16 protein-coding genes are annotated in these 21,785 nt (G+C 66.0%); 11 read left to right on the forward strand and 5 right to left on the reverse strand.

Annotation, left to right across the window (positions count from 1 at the left end):
• Window positions 1-41: 41 nt before the first annotated feature.
• Both V3596_RS16195 and V3596_RS16200 read right to left on the reverse strand, forming a co-directional pair.
• Window positions 42-1,148, reverse strand: a complete 1,107-nt coding sequence (locus V3596_RS16195; RefSeq protein ID WP_334278826.1) for a serine hydrolase domain-containing protein — start codon at window positions 1,146-1,148, stop codon at window positions 42-44.
• Complete coding sequence (locus V3596_RS16200) at window positions 1,105-3,897, reverse strand: TonB-dependent receptor (RefSeq protein ID WP_334278828.1); 2,793 nt, start codon at window positions 3,895-3,897, stop codon at window positions 1,105-1,107. The genes V3596_RS16195 and V3596_RS16200 overlap by 44 nt, the downstream gene beginning before the upstream one ends.
• A 331-nt stretch (window positions 3,898-4,228) precedes the next feature.
• On the opposite strand from V3596_RS16200, the gene V3596_RS16205 reads away from it, so the two are divergent.
• Genes V3596_RS16205 through V3596_RS16220 form a run of 4 tightly spaced genes read left to right on the forward strand, consistent with a single transcriptional unit; the run spans window position 4,229 to window position 8,410 of the window.
• On the forward strand, window positions 4,229-5,641 hold the full coding sequence (locus V3596_RS16205; RefSeq protein ID WP_334278829.1) for a cyanophycinase: 1,413 nt from the start codon (window positions 4,229-4,231) through the stop codon (window positions 5,639-5,641).
• Window positions 5,642-5,659: 18 nt separating this feature from the next.
• Window positions 5,660-6,673, forward strand: coding sequence for a GlxA family transcriptional regulator (locus V3596_RS16210; RefSeq protein WP_334278830.1), 1,014 nt, complete (start codon window positions 5,660-5,662; stop codon window positions 6,671-6,673).
• Window positions 6,666-7,730, forward strand: coding sequence for an arginine N-succinyltransferase (locus V3596_RS16215; RefSeq protein ID WP_334278831.1), 1,065 nt, complete (start codon window positions 6,666-6,668; stop codon window positions 7,728-7,730). Before V3596_RS16210 ends, V3596_RS16215 begins: the two co-directional genes overlap by 8 nt.
• The gene (locus V3596_RS16220) at window positions 7,727-8,410 is read left to right on the forward strand and encodes an arginine N-succinyltransferase (RefSeq protein WP_334278832.1); all 684 of its coding nucleotides are present in this window, start codon (window positions 7,727-7,729) and stop codon (window positions 8,408-8,410) included. Before V3596_RS16215 ends, V3596_RS16220 begins: the two co-directional genes overlap by 4 nt.
• A 42-nt stretch (window positions 8,411-8,452) precedes the next feature.
• Here V3596_RS16220 and V3596_RS16225 read toward each other — a convergent pair whose 3' ends face one another.
• The 3 genes from V3596_RS16225 to V3596_RS16235 form a co-directional block, all read right to left on the reverse strand.
• Window positions 8,453-9,229: a rhamnogalacturonan acetylesterase gene (locus V3596_RS16225; protein WP_334278833.1), complete on the reverse strand. Its 777-nt coding sequence runs from the start codon at window positions 9,227-9,229 to the stop codon at window positions 8,453-8,455.
• A 79-nt stretch (window positions 9,230-9,308) separates the two neighbouring features.
• Complete coding sequence (locus V3596_RS16230) at window positions 9,309-12,269, reverse strand: TonB-dependent receptor (protein WP_334278834.1); 2,961 nt, start codon at window positions 12,267-12,269, stop codon at window positions 9,309-9,311.
• Window positions 12,270-12,445: 176 nt separating this feature from the next.
• A complete protein-coding gene (locus tag V3596_RS16235; protein WP_334278835.1) occupies window positions 12,446-12,778 on the reverse strand; it encodes a cupin domain-containing protein in 333 nt (110 codons plus the stop codon).
• Between the two features lie 274 nt (window positions 12,779-13,052).
• Between V3596_RS16235 and kduD the strand changes: the two genes are divergently transcribed.
• From kduD to V3596_RS16270, 7 genes are all read left to right on the forward strand, one after another.
• A complete protein-coding gene (kduD, locus tag V3596_RS16240) occupies window positions 13,053-13,814 on the forward strand; it encodes a 2-dehydro-3-deoxy-D-gluconate 5-dehydrogenase KduD (protein WP_334278836.1) in 762 nt (253 codons plus the stop codon).
• 148 nt (window positions 13,815-13,962) lie between these two features.
• Complete coding sequence (locus V3596_RS16245; protein ID WP_334278837.1) at window positions 13,963-14,847, forward strand: carbohydrate ABC transporter permease; 885 nt, start codon at window positions 13,963-13,965, stop codon at window positions 14,845-14,847.
• Complete coding sequence (locus tag V3596_RS16250) at window positions 14,847-15,704, forward strand: carbohydrate ABC transporter permease (RefSeq protein ID WP_334278838.1); 858 nt, start codon at window positions 14,847-14,849, stop codon at window positions 15,702-15,704. The genes V3596_RS16245 and V3596_RS16250 overlap by 1 nt, the downstream gene beginning before the upstream one ends.
• 100 nt (window positions 15,705-15,804) lie before the next feature.
• On the forward strand, window positions 15,805-16,944 hold the full coding sequence (locus V3596_RS16255; protein WP_334278839.1) for an ABC transporter ATP-binding protein: 1,140 nt from the start codon (window positions 15,805-15,807) through the stop codon (window positions 16,942-16,944).
• Window positions 16,945-16,947: 3 nt separating this feature from the next.
• Window positions 16,948-18,246, forward strand: coding sequence for an ABC transporter substrate-binding protein (locus tag V3596_RS16260; RefSeq protein ID WP_334278840.1), 1,299 nt, complete (start codon window positions 16,948-16,950; stop codon window positions 18,244-18,246).
• A gap of 8 nt (window positions 18,247-18,254) precedes the next feature.
• Complete coding sequence (locus tag V3596_RS16265) at window positions 18,255-19,430, forward strand: oligogalacturonate lyase family protein (RefSeq protein WP_334278841.1); 1,176 nt, start codon at window positions 18,255-18,257, stop codon at window positions 19,428-19,430.
• The gene (locus V3596_RS16270) at window positions 19,427-21,763 is read left to right on the forward strand and encodes a pectinesterase family protein (RefSeq protein ID WP_334278842.1); all 2,337 of its coding nucleotides are present in this window, start codon (window positions 19,427-19,429) and stop codon (window positions 21,761-21,763) included. Before V3596_RS16265 ends, V3596_RS16270 begins: the two co-directional genes overlap by 4 nt.
• The last annotated feature ends 22 nt before the right edge of the window (window positions 21,764-21,785 follow it).

Raw genomic sequence — 21,785 nt, forward strand, 5'->3', positions numbered from 1 at the left:
TTCGACCTTGCGGCAGATCAATACCCCCGTGCAAGCCTGGTTCAGAGGTCGCCGAGCGTGGCCGCCAATCGTCGCCAGAGCTTGCCGCCGCCCAGGCCGTTGCTGAGCATCAGGAGCGCGCTGCCGCGCTGCACCGAGAACTGGCAGTAGCTGCGGTAGCCCGTGCTGTTGCTGCCGCTGTGATAGGCGATGCGGCCCTGTGCTGCTTCGTCCAGCACCCAGCCCAGGCCCCAGTTCACCTCGCGTCCACGAGCCGGCTCGGGCCGGACCAAGGGCTCGCGGTCACCGGCCTTGACTTGCGGTACCAGCATCGCCGAGCCGAAGTCGGGCTTGAGCATGGCGGCGAGGAAGCGGCCGTAGTCATCGAGGCTGCTGTAAAGCGTGTAGGCCGAATTGGCCCGGGCATAGTCTTGCCGCGGCAGGGCGAGGCCGGCATCGTCATGGCCCCAGGCCCGTCGCGCATCCAGGGTCGGACGCCAGACGAAGGTGCTGCTGTCCATGCCCAGCGGCTTGAACAGCTCGCGCTCGGCCAGAGCCTGCAAGGGCAGGCCAGTGACTTTCTCGACGAGCTGCTGCAGCAGGTAGTAGCCCTCGCCGGAATAGATGAAGCGTTCGCCCGGCACGGCCTGCAGCAGCAGCGGCGCATCGTCACCACCGGCGCGCCAGTTGGGCAGGCCGCTCTGGTGCGAGAGCAGCATGCGCGGCGTGATTCTTTCCTGGCCGGCTTGCACCGTCTCAAACGGGCGGGGCAGGATCTCGACGATGGGCCGGTCGAGCTGCAACTGGCCAGACCGCACCAGCTGCATCGCCAGCCAGGCGAACACAGGCTTGCTCATCGAGGCCAGCTCGAACACGGTGCTCGGGCCCACCGGCTTCTTCTCCGCGCCGCCGCCATGGCCCTGGCAGGCGGACCAGGCGGGCTGGCCGTCCTGCAGCAGCAGCAAGGCCAGGCCCGGTACCTTCAGCTCGGTCATCAGTGCCGGCAACTGTTGCTCGAAGGCCCACAAGCGGGCCCGGTGATCCAGCTGCCTGACTGAAGCGCCCGCCGGCAAGGCCAGGCCCAGGCTGCTCAGCAGCAGGGCCCGGCGCTGCAGCGACGAAGACTCAGCGGAAACGGTACTGCGCGCTGACGTAGAAGGCGCGGCCACGCGGGTCCGTGTAGCTGGGGTCATAGCCCGAGATGAAGAAGTAGGCCTGGTTGGAGAAGGGCGGTGAGGTGTCGCCGAGGTTCTTCACGCCGGCCCGCAAGGTGAGCGAATCGCTGGCCTGCCAGGCACCGCTCAGGTCCCACAGCGAATAGGCCTTCACGCGGTTCGCGCCCACCACCGTGCCGGTGTTGGTGTCGATGGCCGAGTTCTGGTCTTCATAGCCGCTCATGTAGTGGTTGGACAGCGCCAGGCTGAACGGGCCGCGTTCCCAGTCCAGCGTCAGGCGATGACGCCAGCGCTGCACCACGCCGCGCGTGACGAACTTGCCCAGGTTGCTGATGTAGGGGTCGCCATAGCCGGTCTGTTCCTTGGACATCAGCGTCAGCGTGCCGGTCAGGCGCACGCCGAAAGTGCCGACGCCGGTCTTGATGCCGCGGATGTCGGCCATCAGATCCAGGCCCGAGGTCTTGAGCCGGCCGCGGTTCTCCTTCTGCAGCTCGATGAAGCAGATCGAGTTGTCGTCCGGGTCATAGTCGCAACCCGCCAGCTGCTCGTCCTCGCTGTAGCGGTGTGTCAGCGGTTCGTACTTGGAGAGGTTGTTGAGGATCACGTCCTCGCCCAGCGTGGAAATCAGGTCGCGCTTGGTCAGGTAGAAGTAGTCGGCGCTCAGCGTCGTGCCCTTGGTCGGTTCGAACACGATGCCGGTCGAGAACTGGCGCGAGCGCTCGGGCTTGAGCTTCGGGTTGCTGTAGGTGCGCGTGGTCCAGTCGAGCGCGCAGATGCCGAGGTCCCAGTCGTTCTCGGCGCAATAGATCGGGTCGGGCAGGATGGCGCTCGAGCCCACGCGCACCGAGCGGTAGAGGTCGTTCAGCGAAGGTGCGCGGAAACCGGTGCTGACCGAGCCTCGCACCAGCAGCGACTTCATGGGCTGGTAGCGCAGGCCCAGCTTCGGATTGGTCGTGCCGCCGATGTTCTGGTAGTGGTCATGCCGCACGGCGGCCTGCAGCTCCAGCTCCTTGGTGACTGGCGCCACCAACTCGCCGTAGGCCGCCCACATGCTGCGCTTGTAGTCGGTGTTCTGTGCGTCGCCAGGCGTCCAGTCGCCGGTGATGTTGTCGGACAGCAGGAGGTCCGAGGCATGGGACTTGGTCTGCTCGCGGCGCGTCTCGGCGCCCCAGGCCATGGAGAGGTCGCCGCCGTCGAGCTTGGCGATGGCCTTGGAGGCCTTGAAGTCGAGCGAGGTCATGGTGCCGCGGGCGCGGCGCACTTCGTCGTTGACCTGGATGCTGTCAAGGTAGGCCTTGCCGGCAGCGCCCGAGGAGGCGAAGGGGTTGAGCTTTCCGCTCAGGAAGCCCTCAAGCACCTTGTCGTAGAGCACATAGCCGCGCACGTCGCGGTCGGAGACGCGGTTGCTGGACAGGTTGAACGCGGTGTCGTAGTCCCAGCCGCCCATGGTGCCCGTGGCGCCGAGCACCACGCGGTTGCCGGTGCTGGTCAGCTCGCTGGTGCGGTTGCCGGCTTCCAGCATGCGGGTGCGCACCACGACGGTGGCATCGGGGTCGCCGCCGCCCAGGCCCGTGGCCGCCAGCACCGGAATGCCCGAGATCAGCACATCGGCGTCAACGCGGTTGCTGGTGCCCACGTACCAGGTCTTGGCGCTGGACAGCGAGACCTCGGCGAAGACCTGGTGGCCGCCGCCGATGTCGGCCACGGCGCGGCCCAGGAAGCTCTTCTTGTCGGACTTGGGGTAGAGCTCCAGGTCGCGCATGAAGTCGTAGGTGCAGGCGTCTTCGCCACCGATGCCGTCGGGCAGGTACAGCGTGTGCGGCGGCTGGCAGTTCGGCGCACTCAGGTTGATCGTGCGGTTGACGATGGACTTGCCGTTGATCTTGAAGTTCTGGTCCTGCAAATAGTTGCGCTGGCTGCTGGTCAGGCGGATGTTGGCCGGGAAGCCGGCCGACGACAGCAGATGGGGCAGCAGCTCGGGAATCTTCAGGTCGGAAATGAACTGGCGCTGCGCCGTGCTGAGGCGGTCGGTCTTCTGCACATCGAGAACGCCGAAGACATTGAAGCCGTCGCGGGCCAGGTCGCCGAAACCGCCAGCGATCGAGCCGCTGCGCCGGCCGGCGCCGCCTTCCTGGGTGCGGCTGGCGTAGGCATCGAGCTGAACGCCCTGGTAGTCCTTGCGGGTGATGAAGTTGACGACGCCGCCAATGGCGTCAGTGCCGTAGATGGCCGAGGCGCCATCGAGCAGAACTTCAACCCGCTGGATCGCCGCGGCCGGGATGTTGTTCAGGTCCACGCCCGAGTCGTCGCCCGGCGAGGCGAAGTTGGCCATGCGCCGGCCATTCAGAAGCACGAGGGTGGACGAGGCGCCGATGCCGCGCAGATTGGCGGAGTTGAAGCCCATCTGGTCCTTGAAGCCGCCGGTGCCGATGCTCACGCCGTCGGTCAGGTTGTTGGCGCCGGCCGTGATGGTGGCCATGATCTCGGCCGCGGTGGTCACGCCGGCCTTTGCGATGTCCTCGCGGGTGATCACCTGCACCGGCAACGCACCTTCGCTCTCCAGCCGCTTGATCGAGGAACCGGTGATTTCGACCCGGCCGAGCTTGGCGTCCGTGGTGGCGGCGGGTGCCGCAGCCGGCGTGGTGCTGGTCTGGGACCAGGCGGGCAGGCCGATCAGCGAAGCCAGCAGGGCCAGGCTGGCCTGGGCGGTGGCGCTCAGCGGCAGGCGCGAGTTCAACGGCATGGGAATACTCCAGGTTGAAAGGATGCAAAAAGGGGGTCAGGTGTTGACCCAGCTTACAGGCTAGTTCCGCGGTCAGTCTAGGGAACTAGGCCCGCGCCGCGTCAGCGGGTGGCCACGCCCGAGGTCGCCTGCTGGCAAGTCGCTGTCGCATCGATGCAAGCTGTGGCGTGGGTGCCGAAACTGCTGCCGAGCCCGCGCGAGCAGCGTGCTTGCAGCGAAGCGACATGGACTTTTGCGAAATGCCTCCGCCACCGTCAGAGGGATGGAGGCGGGCCATGGTGGCTGAGATGATCGCCGCAAGCTTCCACCCTTCATGAGGCAAGATCCCGTCATGACACTCAGCTTCCCAGTTCGTCCGGCCCTGCGCCAGATCCTCTTGCTGGCCTGCACCTGCCTGGTGCTGGCCGGCGCACAGGCTGCCACGCCGACCAAGCCTGCGCCACCCGTCTCGGTGCAACGGCAGCAGGCCGCTGCGCCTGCCGCTGTGCCGGTCCCGGCCACGGTCGACCCGAACGCCATCCGTGGGCACGCCGTACCCATCGGCGGCGCCCTCAAATCAGACAACGACGAGGTCTGGGGGCGCCTGGTCGCCCTGGCCGGTGGCAAGGGTGCGCGCTTCGTGGTCTTCGGTACCGCGTCGGAAGATCCGGAATCCAGCGCCAAGCATGTGGTTGAACTGCTGCAGCGCCGCGGCGCGGTGGCCGAGGCCCTGCCGGTGGCGCCCAAGTTCTCCTGGGTGGACCTGAACAAGGTGGTGCGCGACCCCGCGCTGATAGCCAAGGTGCGCAATGCCAAGGGCGTGTTCTTCACCGGCGGCTCGCAGGAGCGCATCGTCGACGTGTTGTACCCGGGTGGCCAGGTCACGCCAATGCTGGAAGCGATCTGGGACGTCTACCGCCGCGGCGGCGTGGTGTCGGGTACCTCGGCCGGTGCGGCCATCATGAGCACGGTGATGTTCCGGGATGCGCCCAGCGTCATCAGCATCATGAAAGGCCGCTGGACCGAGGGCAAGCAGATCGACCGGGGCCTGGGCTTCGTCGGCCCGGACCTCCTGATCGACCAGCATTTCCTCAAGCGTGGCCGCTTCGGCCGCATGATCCCCTTGATGCTGGCCAAGGGCTACAAGCTGGGTCTCGGTGTGGAAGAGAACTCGGCCGCCGTCATCAAGGGCGATGAGGTCGAAGTGATCGGTGGCAAGGGCGCGCTCCTGGTCGACCTGAGCGACGTCAAGACCGACCTGACCCTGGGCGCGCTGAACCTGACCGGCGCTCGCCTGACCTACCTCGATCATGGTGACCGCTACAACCTCAAGACCCGCATCACCACGCCTTCGGCCGTGAAGCTGCGGGGCCAGAAGCTGGATCCGGTCGCCGCGGGCTACAAGCCTTACTACACCGACCCGCTGTTCTATTCCGACATGCTGGGCGACTCGGCCATCTCCAACGGCATGTCCTACCTGATCGACAGCGTGCTGCCCGAGATCCGCGGCCTGGCCTTCGAGGCCGCGCCCAAGCCCGGCGAATCGCTGAACGATCTCGGCTTTGTATTCCGTCTCTACAAGGGCCCGGGTTCGGTGGGCTGGAGCACCGACGAGCTGGGCCCCGAGGATTACACCGTGGTCAACCTCTACCTGGACATCTTGCCGGTGCGCCTGCCGCAACCGCTCTACCAGCCCTGGGGCGGCGACAAGAAGCCGGCCGAGCCGGCCAACACTGAACGCGACGCGGCCGCCGGCAGCAAGTAGCGAGCGCTGAACTCACTGATGCTGCAACGGCGCTGCGCCTTCCTCCTCTTGCCCGGCTTCGGCCTGGGTTCGCTGGCGGGCGCCACCGAGGCGCTGGCAGCGGTGAATGCCCTGCTGGAGGGCGAGCAGTACGAGAGCTGTCTCCTGGGGCTGGAGCGCAGTGTCACTTCAGCCTGCGGCGTGAGCTTGCAGTGCCAGCTGGCCGGCGAGCTCAGTGAGCAGCGTTTCGATGTGCTCTTTGTCGTGGCTGAGGCCTTGCTGCCCGAGCCCGAGGCGCCGCAGCTGGCCTTGCTGAATTGGCTGCGTGGCTGTGCACGTCAGGGCCTGGTGTTGGGTGGCATTGGCAGCGGCGCGGCCTGGCTGGCCGAGGCCGGTCTCTTGAACGGCTATCGCGCCACCTTGAGCTGGCCGCATATTCCGCTGCTGGCTCAGCGCCATCCCGAGGTGCTGTTCAGCCAGCACCTGTTCGAGCTGGACCGCGAGCGCCTCAGCTGTGCTGCGCACTCGGCAAGCCAGGACTTGCTGATCCATTGGCTGGGCCAGCGCCATGGCGAGCGCCTGGCCCAGGAGCTCGCTGCCAGCCTGGGACTGGAGCGCCTGCGTGGCCGCGACGAGCACCAGCGCCAGCCCCTGGCCGGGCGCCTCGGCCTGAGCGGCAGCGCCGGCACGTCGGCCAAGCTTGCCGAGGCGCTGGCGCTGATGGAAGCCAATCTCGGCGAGCCGCTCAGCACCGAGGAAATCTCGGGCCTGGTGGGTGTCTCGCGCCGGCAGCTGGAGCGGCTCTTCAAGCAGCATCTCGATGCCGTGCCGGCGCGCTGGTACCTGAGCCTGCGGCTGGAGCGGGCACGGCGCATGTTGCGCCAGACCAGCCAGTCGGTGCTGCAGATAGGGCTGTCCTGCGGCTTCGCCTCGGCATCGCATTTCTCAAATGCCTACAAGGCCTGCTTCGGCTGCACACCGCGCGACGAGCGCAGCCGTCACGGCGCGCAATGGCGCGCCGGCCGACCCGACAAGGAGGGCACCCATGACTGATCACAAGATGCTCGATCTGCCCGGCCGCTTCCTCCTGCGCCCGGCGGTGCCGGACGACCTCGCGGCACTGGAGCGGCTGGCGCATGAGCGAGCCATCGGCATCTCCTCGCTGCCGACCGACCGCGCGGCCCTGCTCGACAAGCTGGAGCGCTCGGCCCAGGCCTTCGCCAGCGAGGAGGAGGCCAGCGGCGAGGAGATCTATCTCTTCGTGCTGGAAGACCTGCACGAGGGCAGCCGCATCATCGGCACCAGCGGCATCGAGGCCAGCCCCGGCTTCCAGGACCGCTTCTACAACTATCGCAGCGAGTTCATCGTGCAGGTCAGCGAGGAACTGGGGACGCGCAACCGCATCCACACCCTGCACCTGTGCCACGACCTGACCGGCGTCACACTCTTGACCGGCTTTCACATCGCACCGGCTTATGCGCGGAGCCTGGCGCCGCAGCTGCTGTCGCGGGGGCGTCTGATCTTCATGGCGCAGCAGGCCCAGCGTTTCTCCGACCGGGTGGCCGCCGAGAACCCGGGCCCGGCCGATGAGGATGGCGGCTGCCCGTTCTGGGACGGCGTGGGCCGGCGCTTCTTCGACATGGACTATCCGAGTGCCGAAGCGCTCAACCGCGGCCAGGGCCGGGGCTCGATTGCCGAGCTGCTGCCGCAGTCGCCCATCTATGTGCCGCTGCTCGACGAGGCGGCGCAATGGGCGCTGGGCCAGCTGCATCCGGTGGGCGAGCTGCCCTTCGCTATCCTGATGGACGAGGGCTTTGACACCGACACCTACGTCAACATCTACGACGGCGGGCCGACGGTGGAAGAGCGGCTGCAGTCCTTGAAGACGGTGCGCCGGCTGCATGGCCGGCGCTGCGTGGATGGGCCGATGCAAGCGGCCCACGGGCGGCAACTGGTCAGCAATGGTCGGCGAGCCGACTTCCGAGCCACGCTGGCCTGCCATGACGATGAAAGTCAGGAGTTGGCGCTCGACGCGGCAGCCCGTGCGGCGCTGCGGGTCGAGCCTGGCGATCTGGTGCTGGCGGCAACGCTGGACAGGGAGCTCGCATGAGCAAGGCCACCTGGACATTTCGCGAGTCGGCAACCGGCGAGTCCGGCGATATCGAGCTGTGCCTGGAGCAGGGCGCAGACGCGCTCGCTTCGCTGACCCTCGCCTTTGACATCGGCCTGCGGGAGCCGCGGGCCTGGTATCACGTAGGCTGCGTGGTCCATGCCGCGCGGCCATTGCAGCTGTTCCAGCGCCGCCGCACCTTGCAGTTGGGCAACGACCTGACGGGGGCCAGCGAGCTGGCCTCGATCCGATGGCACCGCGCGGGCCTGGACGAGACTGCCCAGCTCGAAATCCTGAGCCTGTTGCTCGCCGAGGCCGTGCGGCGTGCTCGCACGGCCCGCCCGGACAGCCCCTTGATCGTCGAGCTGCCGGGCGTGCGCGATGCGCAGGGCCTGCCGCCGTTCTGGCAAGGCCTGGGCCAATGCTTCTACGGTGGTGATCTGGCTCTGCAAGGTCCGCGCTGGCGCAGCTGGGTGGCCGCGCTGCTGCCACGTCAGCCGGTGTATGCCTGCTTCCTGCCCGAGTCGGCGCAGGCAGTGATCGGCGTGGCGGGCGAGGGCGCGCAGTTGCTGGCCGAGGCTCTGGAGCTGCAGGGCTTTGCGCCCGATGGCCATGTGGACATCGTCGATGGCGGCCCAGTCTACGCGCTGCCTGCCCAGCGTCTGCAACGGCGCGCCTAGTCGGTCATGCGGCGCCGCCTCGTCGGCCCTCGTTGACCCTCGTCAGCGCCGGCCCGCTTGAGCGGGCGCCAGTTCCGGCCGCAGCTTCAGGAGCTCGCGAGCCACGATGCCGGCAAACAGCGCAGCACCTTTGGGGCCGACATGGGTGCGGTCGAACAGGCTCTTGGGCTGGCCCTGCGGCTCGGTCACGGCGGGGTCTGCTGCTGGCGATGCTGGAGTCGACGATGAGGGCGGCTTCGGCGCCAGTGCCAACGTGTCCGCCTCGTCCTCCCCCATGGCCTGCACCGCGGCCGCGCTGAGCGCATTCAGGTCAAGCACTTGCACGCCCTTGTCCGCCGCGACCTTGCGCGTTGCCTCGGCCCAGGCCAGCAAGTCGTTGTTCAGGCGGCCGTCCTTGAACGAGCGGCGCGTCAGCGGCGTGAGCAGGATCGGCGTGCCGCCGGCGGCGCGAACCTCATCGACATAGGCTGCGAGGTTGACCGGGAACTCGGTGGCGAGATCGGTCGAGCGGCCGGGCTTGCCGGGCTGGTCGTTGTGGCCGAACTGGATCAGCACCAGGTCCTTCTGGCCACCTTCGCGCAGCAGCGCCGTCACGCTGTTCCACAGCCCTTCGGCTCGATAGCTCTTGGTGCTGCGACCGCCGCGCGCCAGGTTCAGGCAGGCCAGCAGCGGGAACTGCTCGCACAGCGCATTGCCATAGCCGCTGCGTGGCGCCATCGTCGAGTCGCCGACCAGGATGAGGCGCAGGCCCAGGGTCTGGGCCGAGGCGCCGGAGATCAGCAGCGCGGCCGCAAGGCCTGCCAGGGTTCGGATGCGCATCATGATTGCCGTGAGGAAACTGAAAAAGGCCATGACTCGCGAGAGCCATGGCCTGTGCTTGCTGGCGCGCTGGCGCAGCTCAGAACTTGTAGCGTGCGCCGAGCATGAACTCGCGGCCCGTCACGTTGTTGACCACCACGCTGTCGCGGGCCCGGCTGATGAACTGGTCGTTGGCCTGGTTGGTCAGGTTGACGCCTTCGAACGAGATGTCGAGGTTCTTGTTGACCTTGTAGGACAGCGACAGGTCGACGTTGCGGGTGCCGTTCTTGCCTTCGACGTCGTTGTTGTTCTGGCCTGGCACGCGGGTCACATAGCCCGAACGGCTGGAGGTCGAGATGCGGGCGCTGAAGGTGCCGTCGTCGTAATACAGCGACGCATTCCAGGCGCGCGGCGACATGTTGACCAGGTCATCCACGATGGGCACCGTGCTGGTGGCCGAGGTGAAGTACGAGATCTTCGAGGTCACGTAGGTGTAGTTCAGCACCGTGCCGAAGTTCTTGCCCCAGGCCGGCAGGAAGGTGAAGGGCTGCTGGAAGTTCAGCTCGACGCCCTTGAGCTTGCCGCCTGGCGTGTTGAAGCTGGAGTTGAGCGCGAACTGCTCCTCGCCAGAGAAGTTGCTCGGCAGCAGGCTCTTCGGAAGGCCGGTGTCGTTGAACTTGACCGTCTGAACCGAGGACTGGATGTAGGTGCCGATGTCCTTGTAGAAGGCGCCGATGCCCAGCAGCGAGTTCTTGGCAAAGTACCACTCGAAGCCGGCGTCCAGCGTGTTGGCGCGGAACGGATTCAGGTTCGGGTTGCCGGTGGTGATGGAGAGGGTGCCGGTGGTGCTGATGCTGCCGCCGGGGTTCATCAACTGCAGGGGCGGACGCGACATGACCTGGGCGGCACCGAAACGGAAGTTCATCTCGGGGTTCAGCTCGGCCGTCAGGTTCAGGGAGGGCAGGATGTCCTCGTACTGCTTGTTGACGGTCACGGCCGTGCCACCGCCGGTGGCGAGGTAGCCGGTGGCGATCACCTCGGTACGGACCACGCGGGCACCGATGTTGCCGCGCACCTTCATGTCGGCCACGCGGGTCATGAAGTCGGCCTGCAGGAAGGCGCCACGGTCGTACTCGGTGACGGCGCGGTTGTTGCCGCGGGCATTGCCGTTGGTGATCGAGGTCAGCCTGAAATCGCCGGGGCCACCTGCCGCGCCGCTCTTCAGGCAGTTGCAGTAGATGTCGTACTGAGAGGCGATGGCGTTCAGGTTCGGGATTGCCCAGGACGTGATCGTGCCGGCCGGCAGGTCCTGGCCCTTGCCGAAGCCGCTCACCATCGTCGTCAGGCCAGACAACGAATCCGGTGCGTACATCGTTTCGACGGCGCGGCGCGACTCATAGGACTCGAAGCTGTACTTCTTGAAGCTGGTGCCGCCCTTGATGGTCAGCTTGTTGGGAATCGCTTCCCAGGCCAGGTTCAGGTTCATCACCTCGTTGCGATTGTTCGTGCCTTGCGGACGAATGCGGATCTCGCTGGCCGTGCCGTTGGTGAGCGCGGTGGCGCCGCCCGTGGGCACGCCGATGATGCCGAAGGAGCTGCCGCCGGTGGTGGCCGGGTCGAAGGGATAGGTGATCGAGGGCAGGCGGTCGCTGCCGCGGAAGTCGATGACGTAGCCGTTCACATTGGCCACGTCCAGGGTGGTCGTGGTCTGGATCGGGTTCTTGAACTTCGAGTCGGCGCGACCGAGCACGCCGGTGAACTTCACGCTGTCGCTGAGATCATGTTCCACCGTCAGCGTGGGCTGGGTGTAGACCGTGGAGAGCTCGTCGAAGCGCGATTCGGCGCGCACATCGACGCCGTTGTACTTGCCGTAGAGCAGGCGGCCGCTGGCGTCGTACTGGGTTTCCAGGACGCTGGTTTGCGGCTTGCCGCCTTGACCCAGGTTGCGGCTGAACGAGATCGCTTCCAGGAAGTCTTCCTGGCGCGTCGCCTTCATCTTGGAAAACAGCATGTCCAGCGTCACGAGTGTGTTCTCGGACGGGCGCACCTGGATCGAGCCGGTCAGGCCCAGGCGGTCCTGCTCATGGGTCAGGCGGCCATAGCGCGGCAGGCGTGGATGGAAGTTGGTGGCGGTGCTGGCCAGCAGGTAGGCGGCCTGGTTCTCAGGCGTATTGGGCAGGCGGGCCACGCCTTGGGCGGCCGAGCCGCAGGTGGTGGCGGTGGAGCCGGAAGGCAGCGTGGTTCCCGGGGCAATGGTGGCGCCTTGCGGCGGGCACCAGCCACCCGAAGAAACGCCGTTGTCCCAGCGCACGGTGCTGAAGCCTTCTTCCAGGATGCTGCGCTTGGAATAGGCGCCCGAGAGCAGCAGGCCGATCTTGCGGTCCGCGAAGGTGTCGGCCACCAGGAAGGCCACGCGCGGCGTGGTCTTGCCCGACAGGTCGTTGTAGCTGCCCTTGAGCGAACCGGCGGCGGTGAAGCCCTTCAGGTCGAAGGGGCGGGTGGTTTGCAGGTCCACCACGGCGCCGAGCGAGCCTTCGTCCACTTCGGCGGCCGAGCTCTTGCGCAGCGTCACCGAATTGAACAGCTCGGAGGCAAAGACGTTGAAGTCCATCGTCCGGGTCTTGTTGCTGCCGCCGGAGCTGTCGGTGCCGCCGCTGGCGGTCTGGCCTTCGATGCCGTTGATGCGGGTGCGGGTGAAGTCACCGCCCAGGCCGCGCACGGTGATCTGGCGGCCTTCGCCGGCGTCACGGTCGATCACCACGCCGGGCATGCGCTGCAGCGACTCGGCAAGGTTGGTGTCGGGGAACTTGCCAATGTCCTCGGCCTTGATCACGTCCACGATGCCGGTCTCGTCGCGCTTCTTGCGCAGGGCGCTTTCCAGGGCGCCGCGCAGGCCGCTGACGACCACGGTTTCGAGCTGCGCGGTCTTGGCCTCTGGGGCGGACGCGGCGGCGGCGGGCGCCGGGGCAGCGGTCTGGGCGCTCGCGATCAGCGAGGTCGTGCCCAGCAGGCAGGCTGCGAGCTTGCTCAGGCGCGGAGCCTGTCGGTTGAACTTCTGCATTTGCTTGTCTCCTGTGATGTCTTCATACGGGCGCCCACTTGTCTGTTGGCGCGAGGCGGCTAGTCCATCCGTGTCCCGGGTCTGTGCCCGGGTGACGGCTGCGGGGCTGGGGCGCACGCAGGGCGCCGCTCGATTTCATGCACGGGCCGGCTGCAGTGCCGCCCAGCGCTCTTGATTCAGAGGTAGTCCTCCCGCGGCGGGGAGAACTGGTCCAGCAGCACGCTGTTCGCTTCGAGGGCAACCACGCCGTGCTGCGTGTGATGGGGGGCGACAAAGGCGTCGCCCACTCGCAAAACTTTCTTCTCGCCACCGACCTCGGCTTCGAAGGAGCCCGAGATCACGAAGGCGATCTGGTCATGCACATCATGTGCGTGGGGTGTGCCGATGGCGCCCTTGTCGAAGTGCACCAGCACCGACATCAGCTGGCTGGTGTGGCCCACGATCTTGCGGCGGATGCCGTCGCCCAGCTCGGTCCAGGGGGTGTCGTTGTTGTCGTAGTAGTGGGTCATCTGAAATCTCCTGCTTTGCACGGTGGTGCAAGTTCCTCCCGGCGGCCCGGACTGCTCAAGAGCTTGAGCGCCCGGCAAAAGGCCTTGGTGGAACATCGATCCGTGGCTACTATAGCTTCGCCGGAAAGATTTGAAACAGCGGTTCACTAAATGGAAACCATTATTCCGGGAAAGCCCGGAGCTGCGTTAGGCTAGCGGCATTCGCGTTTCGAAACGCCTTTTCATTAAACATTCTGCCGCTGGACAAGCAGCGCATACAAGGACGACCACCATCATGATTCTTGACAGCTTCGACCTGAAGGGCCGCGTGGCCATCGTCACCGGCTGCAATACCGGCCTGGGCCAGGGCATGGCCCGCGCGCTGGCGCAAGCCGGCGCCGACATCGTGGGCGTGAACGTGTCCGAGCCGGATGAAACCCGCCAGCAGGTCGAGGCCCTGGGCCGTCGCTTCCTGGACCTGCGCGCCAATCTCTCGGACATCAGCTGCCTGGAAGGCCTCGTGGAGCAGGCCAAGGCCTTTGGCGGCCGGGTCGACATCCTGGTGAACAACGCCGGCATCATCCGCCGCGAGGATGCGATCAAGTTCAGCGAGAAGGACTGGGACGATGTGATCGACCTGAACCTGAAGACGGTGTTCTTCTTCTCGCAAGCCGTGGCTCGGGTGTTCATGGCCCAGGGCTCGGGCGGCAAGATCATCAACGTGGCCTCGATGCTGTCCTACCAGGGCGGCGTGCGCGTGCCCTCCTACACGGCCAGCAAGAGCGGCGTGATGGGCATCACCCGCCTGATGGCCAATGAATGGGCCTCGCACGGCATCAATGTGAACGCCATCGCCCCCGGCTACATGGCCACCAACAACACGGCCGCCCTGCGCGCGGACGAGGGTCGCAACGCCTCCATCCTCGAGCGCATCCCGGCCGGCCGCTGGGGCACGCCGGATGATCTGGCCGGGCCGGTGGTGTTCCTGGCCTCGAAGGCATCCGATTACGTCAACGGCTACACCGTCGCCGTCGACGGCGGCTGGCTCGCTCGCTGAATTTGGACCACCCCCGAGGCGCTGACGCGCTTCCCCCTGAAGGGGGCGCACCCGAGGGCCCGGCAAAGCCGGATCCCTGGGTGCCGCTTGAAGGGCCTGCGGGCTGAAGCCGCAGGACCAATAATTTCACCGACGGAGACACGGTGACATGTACGAGAACAAAAAGCTGGGCTTCCTGTTCGTCCTGCCGTTCGTGCTGGGCGTGCTGCTGTTCAAGCTCTTTCCCTTCGTGGCCAGCCTGGCCCTGAGCTTCACGCAGTACGACCTGATCGACCCGCCGCAGTTCATCGGTCTGGAGAATTACAAGGAGCTGGTCGCCAGCGACCCGCTGTTCCGCAAGTCGCTGGGTGTCACGCTGACCTTCGCCATCCTGGCCGTGCCCTTCCGGGTCGGCTTTGCGCTTTTCATTGCGCATGTGCTGAATTTCAAGCTGCGTGGCATCAACTTCTTCCGCTCGGCTTTCTACCTGCCGTCCATCCTCGGTGGCTCGATCGCCGTGGCGGTGCTGTGGCGTTTCATCTTTTCGAAGAACGGCCTGGTCAACCTGATCCTCACGCAGCTCGGCATGGACCCGATCCCCTGGCTGGCCGACGAGCATTTCTCGATGTGGACCATCGTGCTGCTCTTCACCTGGCAGTTCGGCTCTGCCATGGTGATCTTCCTGGCAGCGCTGCAGAACGTGCCGGTCTCGCTCTATGAAGCGGCCGAATGCGACGGCGCCAGCAAGCGCCAGCAGTTCTTCAAGATTACGGTGCCCCTGATCACGCCGGTGATCTTCTTCAACATGATCATGCAGATGGTCCAGGCCTTCCAGGAGTTCAACGGCCCCTACCTGATCACCGAAGGCGGGCCGCTCAGCTCGACGTACGTGCTGGCGCTCTACATCTACGACCAGAGCTTCCGCTTCTTCAACCTCGGCTACGGCGCGGCCCTCTCCTGGGTGCTGTTCGCCCTGGTGGCAGGTCTTGCCGGCCTCTCCTTCTGGAGCAGCAAGTACTGGGTCTTCTACTCCGGCGAGAAGGGAGGCAAGTGATGAGCGAGCCCCTCACTCTTGGCCGCGACCAGGGCAACAAGTGGCTGCGCTATCTGGCGCTGGGCGCTGTGGCCATCGTGATGCTGTATCCCTTGATCTGGCTGGTCGGCGCCTCGTTCAAGAGCAATACCGAGATCTTCACCGAGGTGGGCTTCTGGCCCAGCAGGTTTGATTTCTCGGCCTTTGCCAAGGGCTGGAAGACCAGCACCGAGTACACGTTCGCGACCTACTTCCTGAACAGCTTCCTGATCACGATTCCGCGCATCATCGTCACGCTTGTTTCCTGCGTGCTGGTGGCCTATGCCTTCGCGCGCTTCGAGTTCTACGGCAAGAAGCTGCTGTTCTCGATCATGGTCGGCACCATGATGCTGCCGCTGATCGTCTTGCGGCTGCCGCAGTACCTGATGTTCCGCGAGCTGGGCTGGCTGGACAGCTACCTGCCGCTGATCGTGCCTTCGGCCTTCGCCACCGACACCTTCTTTGTCTTCATGCTGGTGCAGTTCCTGCGCGGCATTCCGCGCGATATGGAAGAGGCGGCACAGATCGACGGCTGCAACGCGCTGCAGCTGCTCTGGCACATCATCGTGCCGATGCTCAAGCCGGCCATCATCTCGGTGATCGTTTTCCAGTTCATCTGGACGATGAACGACTTCATGGGCCCGCTGATCTACCTGGCCTCGGTCGAGAAATACCCGGTGTCGCTGGCGCTGAAGATGAGCATCGGCGCCACCGAGGAAGTCGAGTGGGCCAATGTGATTGCGATCTCGGTGGTGGCCCTGATCCCGTCGGTGGCGGTGTTCTTCGCCGCTCAGCGCCACTTCATCGAAGGCGCCACGTCCAGTGGGGTGAAGGGATGAAGCGCCTTGGCCGGCCTGATGTGAGCCGCGGGCGCGCAGGCGGCCTGACAACCGCAGCCGGTGCCGGCGCCGTAGGAAAAGAGAATCCAGGAGACAAGACGTGGCCCATCTGAGCCTGAAGAAAATCGAGAAGGTCTACCCCAACGGCTTCAAGGCCGTGCATGGCGTGGACCTGGAAATCAAGGACGGCGAGTTCATGGTCTTCGTGGGCCCGTCGGGCTGCGCCAAGAGCACCTTGCTGCGCATGATTGCCGGCCTGGAGAGCATCTCCGGCGGCGACCTGCAGATCGGCGCGAAGCGCGTGAACGAGCTGGCGCCAAAACAGCGCGGCATCGCCATGGTGTTCCAGAACTATGCGCTGTACCCGCACATGAAGGTCTACGACAACCTGGCGTTCGGCCTGAAGCTCGCGAACACGCCCAAGGCCGAGGTCGATGCCCGCGTGCGCCATGCCGCCAAGCTGCTGGAGATGGAGCATCTGCTGGACCGCTATCCCAAGCAGCTGAGCGGCGGCCAGGCTCAGCGCGTGGCCGTGGGCCGCGCCATCGTCAAGAAGCCCGAGGTCTTCCTGTTCGACGAGCCGCTGTCCAACCTCGACGCCAAGCTGCGCGCCTCGATGCGCGTGCGCCTGACCGAACTGCACCGCACGCTGCGCGACTCGGGCCAGCCGGCCACCAGCATCTACGTGACGCACGACCAGGTCGAGGCCATGACCATGGGCGAGCGCATCTGCGTGCTGAAGGAAGGCCGTATCCAGCAGGTCGATACGCCGACGGCGCTCTATGAGCATCCGGCCAATGCCTTTGTCGGCGGTTTCATCGGCTCGCCCGAGATGAACATCAACGACGCCGAGCTGATCGCGCAGGGCGACGGCCGAGTGGGTGTGCGTATCGGTGGCCAGATACTGCCGCTGCCCGCATCCAGGTCGCTACGCCTGAACGGCCGCCTGGGGCCGGTGAAATTTGGACTTCGACCGGAACACATTGGCGTGCTGCCGCGCCCTCAAGGCGACACCCTGGTCGTGCCGGCCAAGCTGCGCTTCTGCGAGCACATGGGCTCGGAGGTCTATGTCCACTTCGACCTGGGTGAGGTGGCGATGAGCACCCGCGTGCCGGCCGACCAGATTGGCGACATCGACCGCCGCGAGCGCGGTTCGGCGCTGGAGCTGCATCTGCAGATGGAACGCTGCCACCTGTTCGAGGCCGACGAGGGCGGCGCCACCTTGCTGCCCCGAGGCTGAGCGATGCAGCGCAGAAATTTCACCGCCGCGCTGGCCAGCCTGCCGCTGGCGGCCTGCTCACGCTCCGGGCAGGACTCGGCCGAAACCGTGCTTCGCTTTGCCTGGTGGGGTGGGGCAGGGCGGCATGAGGCCACGCTCAAGGCCATCGCCGCTTTCGAGCGCCAGAACCCCGGCCTCAAGATCAAGGCCGAGTACATGGGTTTCAACGGCTATCTGGAGCGCCTGACCACGCAGATTGCCGGCGGCTCCGAGCCGGACATCATGCAGATCAACTGGGCCTGGCTGGCGATGTTCTCCAAGCGCGGCAGCGGCTTTGCGGACCTCGGCCAGTACAGCCGCCACATCGCCTTGAACCAGTTCAGCGCGGAAGACCTCGATTCGGGCCGCGTCGAAGGCAAGCTCAATGCCTTGCCTTCCGCCTTTACGGCGCGCGTGTTCCTGTGGAACGTGGCGGCCTTCCAGCGTGCCGGCCTGGGCTTGCCCAAGACCTGGGACGATCTCTTCAACGCTGGCCGGGTGTTCAAGGAGAAGCTGGGCGACCAGGCCTACCCGCTGGACGGCGAGCTCTACGACATGATTCTGCTGTCGCAGACCTGGGTGCAGCAGAAGTACGGCACGCCCTATGTGGACCCTTCGGCGCCACGCGTTGCAATGAGCCCCGAGGCCGCGCTGGAGTGGGTGCGCTTCTACCGCCGCCTGATCGCCGAGCATGTGGCCACGCCGCTGCCGTTGCGCGCCAGCCTGGGCGGCGCCGAAAAGCCCACCGAGCAGCAGCAGGACTGGGTGGTCGGCAACTGGGCCGGCAACTTCACCTGGGACTCGACCATCCCGCTGCGCGCCGCGACGCTGGACAAGAACCAGAAGATGGTGCTTGGCGACTTCCTGGTCCAGCCTGGCGCCAAGGGCACCGGCATGTTCGGCCGGCCGACCGTGATGCTGGCCATGGGCCGCAACACCCGGCACGGCGAGCTGGCCGCGCGCTTCATCAACTTCCTGCTGACCGATCCGGATGCGATCCGCCTCCTGGGCAAGACCCGCGGCGTGCCGGCCGCGAAGGCGCAGTTCGAGGTGCTGGCGCAAGCCAACAAGCTGCCGCCACTGGAGCTGGCCGCGCATCACCAGATCAAGCAGCAGCGCGACGCGGGCCAGGTGCCGGTGCCGGCCAAGCTCTTCGAGCATGCGCGGCTGCACAAGTTCATGCGCGAGGTCTTCGAGACCGTCGCCTATGGCAAGACCACCGACGAGGAGGCCGCACGGCGCCTGGTCGAAGAAGGCAATGCCTTGTTGAAACGAATCAAGTGAGTGAAGCCATGAAAGCCACCCAACGCCAGCTGAAGTTCGAAACCAGCGTTGACCCGGATACCGGCGCGCGCGTCACGCGCCTGACGCCGCTGGACGTGACCTGCCATCGCAATTACTTCTATCAGAAGTGCTTCACCAACGACGGCAAGAAGCTGATCTTCGGCGGAGAGTTCGGACCAAACATTGGCAACCCCGCCAGCCCGAACTGGAACTACCACTTGCTGGACCTGGAAACGCAGGTTGCCACGCAGCTGACCGACCAGCCTGGTGAGAACACCTTCGGCGGCTTTCTCTCGCCCGACGACAAGCATCTGTACTTCGTGCGTGCCGAGCGGCAATTGATCCGTCTCTCGCTGGACGATCTCGCGGAAGAGGTCGTCTACACCGTGCCGCAAGGTTGGGTGGGCTACGGCACCTGGGTGAGCAACAGCGCCTGCACAAAAATAGTCGGCATCGAAATCCATGCGGACGACTGGTTCCCCCTGAACACCTGGCAGAAGTTCAATGAAATGTTCCACAAGAAGCCGCGCTGCCGGCTCTTCAGTGTGGACATCGCAACGGGTCAGCAGACGGTGATCCTGGAGCAGCGCGGCTGGCTGGGCCATCCGCAATACCGCCCGTTCGACGACAACACCGTGGCCTATTGCCACGAGGGTCCGCACGACCTGATCGATGCGCGCATGTGGTTCATCAACGAAGACGGCACGAACCGCCGCTGCGGCAAGGAACACAAGGACGGCGAAAGCTGCACGCACGAGTTCTGGGTGCCGGACGGCAGCGCGATGATCTATGTGTCCTACAACCACAGCTCGCCCGAGCGCTGGATCTGCAGCCTCGATCCGGTCACGCTTACGAACAAGGTGCTGACCGTCATGCCGCAGTGCTCGCACCTGATGAGCAACTACGACGGCAGCCTGATCGTTGGCGACGGTTGCGGCAAGGTGAGCAACGACAGCTCGGCCAGCAACGAGATGCTGATCGGCGACCCGTACCTGCATCTGTTCGACATCAAGGCCGGCACGACGCGGCCGATCGCGCGGCACGACAGCGGCTGGGACGTCTACAAGCAGAGCCGCCAGGTCACGCATCCGCATCCGAGCTTCACGCCTGACGGCAAGCAAGTGCTGTTCAGCTGCGACAAGGAAGAGGGCGAGCCCGCGCTTTACCTGGTAGACGTGCAATGAAGTCGGGCCTGCTCGCACTGGCGCTGTTGAGCGGCCTCTCGATGGCGCAAGAGCGTCCGCAGATGAGCGATGCCGAAGCCTTGCGTTACCGCGTGGCCGACTACCTCGGCGACTGGCAGCCGGCGCCGCTGGGTGACGCGTCGGCCTGGAAGGCAGACTTCGTTGTCGCGGCTGACGGCAGCGGCACGCACCGCACGCTGCAAGCCGCGCTCGATGCATTGCCGGCCAAGGGCACGAGCGCACGGCGCGTCTACATCCAGCTGAAAGACGGCGTCTACCGCGAGCAGATCTGCGTGAAGGCCAAGGTTCCGTTCACGCTCTACGGCAATGCCGCCGACCCGGCGGCGGCGACCATCGTCCAGGGCCACTACGCCAATGAACCCAAGAAGGTCGGCGAGCCCGCCAACCCCTGCACGCCCGACCTGTCGGCGGCCTTCTATGGCACGGCCGGCAGCGCCAGCGTCGCGATCTTCAGCGATGCGGCGCAACTGGCGCACCTGAGCATTGCCAACGACGCAATGGAAGCCGTGCGCGATGGCCAGGGCTATCCGGCCGGCGTGAGCGAAAGCGGCGGCGCGCAGGCAGTGGCGCTGATGACCGAGGGCGACCAGCTTCAGATGGAGAACGTGCGCCTGACCAGCCACCAGGACACACTCTTCGTGCGAGCGCCGAAGGACAGCCTGGCGCGCGTGCTGGTGAGCCGGAGCCTGATCAGCGGCGATGTGGATTTCATCTTCGGCAATGCACAGCTGGTGATCGACGCATCCACCATCGTCAGCCGCGCCGGTCGTCGCGTGCCGGGCAGCGGAGGCCATGTGCTGGCACCGAGCACAGCGCCGGGCCAGCGGCTGGGACTCTTGATCAACGCCAGTCGCCTGGTCGGTGAAGCCGGCTTGAAGCCGGGCAGCATTTCGCTCGGCCGCGCCTGGGACGCCGGCGTCGCCAAGGGCGCCTGGAAAGCTGGCGAATCGCCCAACGGCCAGGCCCTGATACGCGACAGCCTGCTCGGCGCGCATCTCGGCGGCTGGAGCGCTTCGACCTCGCGCCGCCCCTTCGCTGCCACCGGCGAGGCCGCCAACCGCTTCAGCGAATACCGCAACAAGCCGCTGCCGGCGCTGGATCATGAAACGCTCGCGCCAAATGATGGCTGGGGCGCCGCAGAAGGCGTGACCGGCGGCTCGCAGGCCAAGCCGGAGCGCATCGTCGAGGTCCGCAACCGGCTCGAGCTGGTAAATGCTTTGCGGGCCTTCGGCAGCCATCCCAAGATCATCAAGGTCCGCGGCCGCATCGACCTGAATGTCGATGACCAGAACAAGCCGGTGACGGCCGAGTTCTACCGCGACCCCGCTTTCGATCTGTCTGCCTACCTCAAGGCCTACGACCCTGCCGTGTGGGGCCGCAAGCCGCTGGCAGGCCCGCTCGAAGCCGCGCGCATCCGTTCGGTGAAGAACCAGGCGGCGCGCATCCTCATCCAGCTGCCGTCCAACACCACGCTGATCGGCGTCGGCAGCGATGCCGGCTTAGTCAACGGTGGCCTGTTCCTCGGCAAGGTCGAGAACATCATCATCCGCAACCTGAACTTCTCGGACGCCTACGACTTCTTCACCGCCTGGGACCCCAAGGACGGCGAGTTCGGCGAGTGGAACAGCGAGTACGACAACGTGACCCTGCGTGGCGCGCGCCGCGTCTGGGTGGACCATTGCACTTTCGACGACGGCGGCCGGCCCGACCCGGGCGAGCCGGTGCTGCTGGGTCGACGCGTCCAGCGTCATGACGGGCTGTTGGACATCACGCAGCAATCCGACCTGGTGACAGTGTCCTGGAACCAGTTCCGCAACCACGACAAGACCAACCTGATCGGCAGCAGCGACGGCCAGAAGCTGGACGAAGGCAAGCTGCGCGTGACCTTTCACCACAACCTCTGGGAGCAGGTGAAGGCGCGCACGCCGCGGGTGCGCTGGGGCCAGGTCCACCTCTACAACAACCTCTACGTCGGCCGCCCCGACGGCGACTACGCCTTCGAGTATTCGATCGGCGTGGGCGCGAAGTCGCGCGTGTTCAGCGAGCGCAATGTCTGGGAATTGCCCTCAAGCATCGCCGACCCGCAGCGCCTGGCCAAGCTCTGGAAGGGCGACGCCTTCTTCGACCGCGGCTCGCTGCTGAATGGCCAGCCGGTCGACCTGCTGGCCGCCTTGCGCGCGGCCAACCCGGCTGCCACGGTCAGTGGCGATGTCGGTTGGGCGCCCACTTTGCACCTGCCCTTGGATCCGGCCGAACAGGTCGCGGCCAAGGTCCGGGCCGGCGCGGGCGCGGGGAAACTCCAGCGGGAGTGACCTTGGCAAGGCCTTAGACTAG

The organism is Roseateles microcysteis (genome assembly GCF_036880965.1).
In the GTDB taxonomy this organism is placed as follows: Bacteria; Pseudomonadota; Gammaproteobacteria; order Burkholderiales; family Burkholderiaceae_C; genus JAUASW01.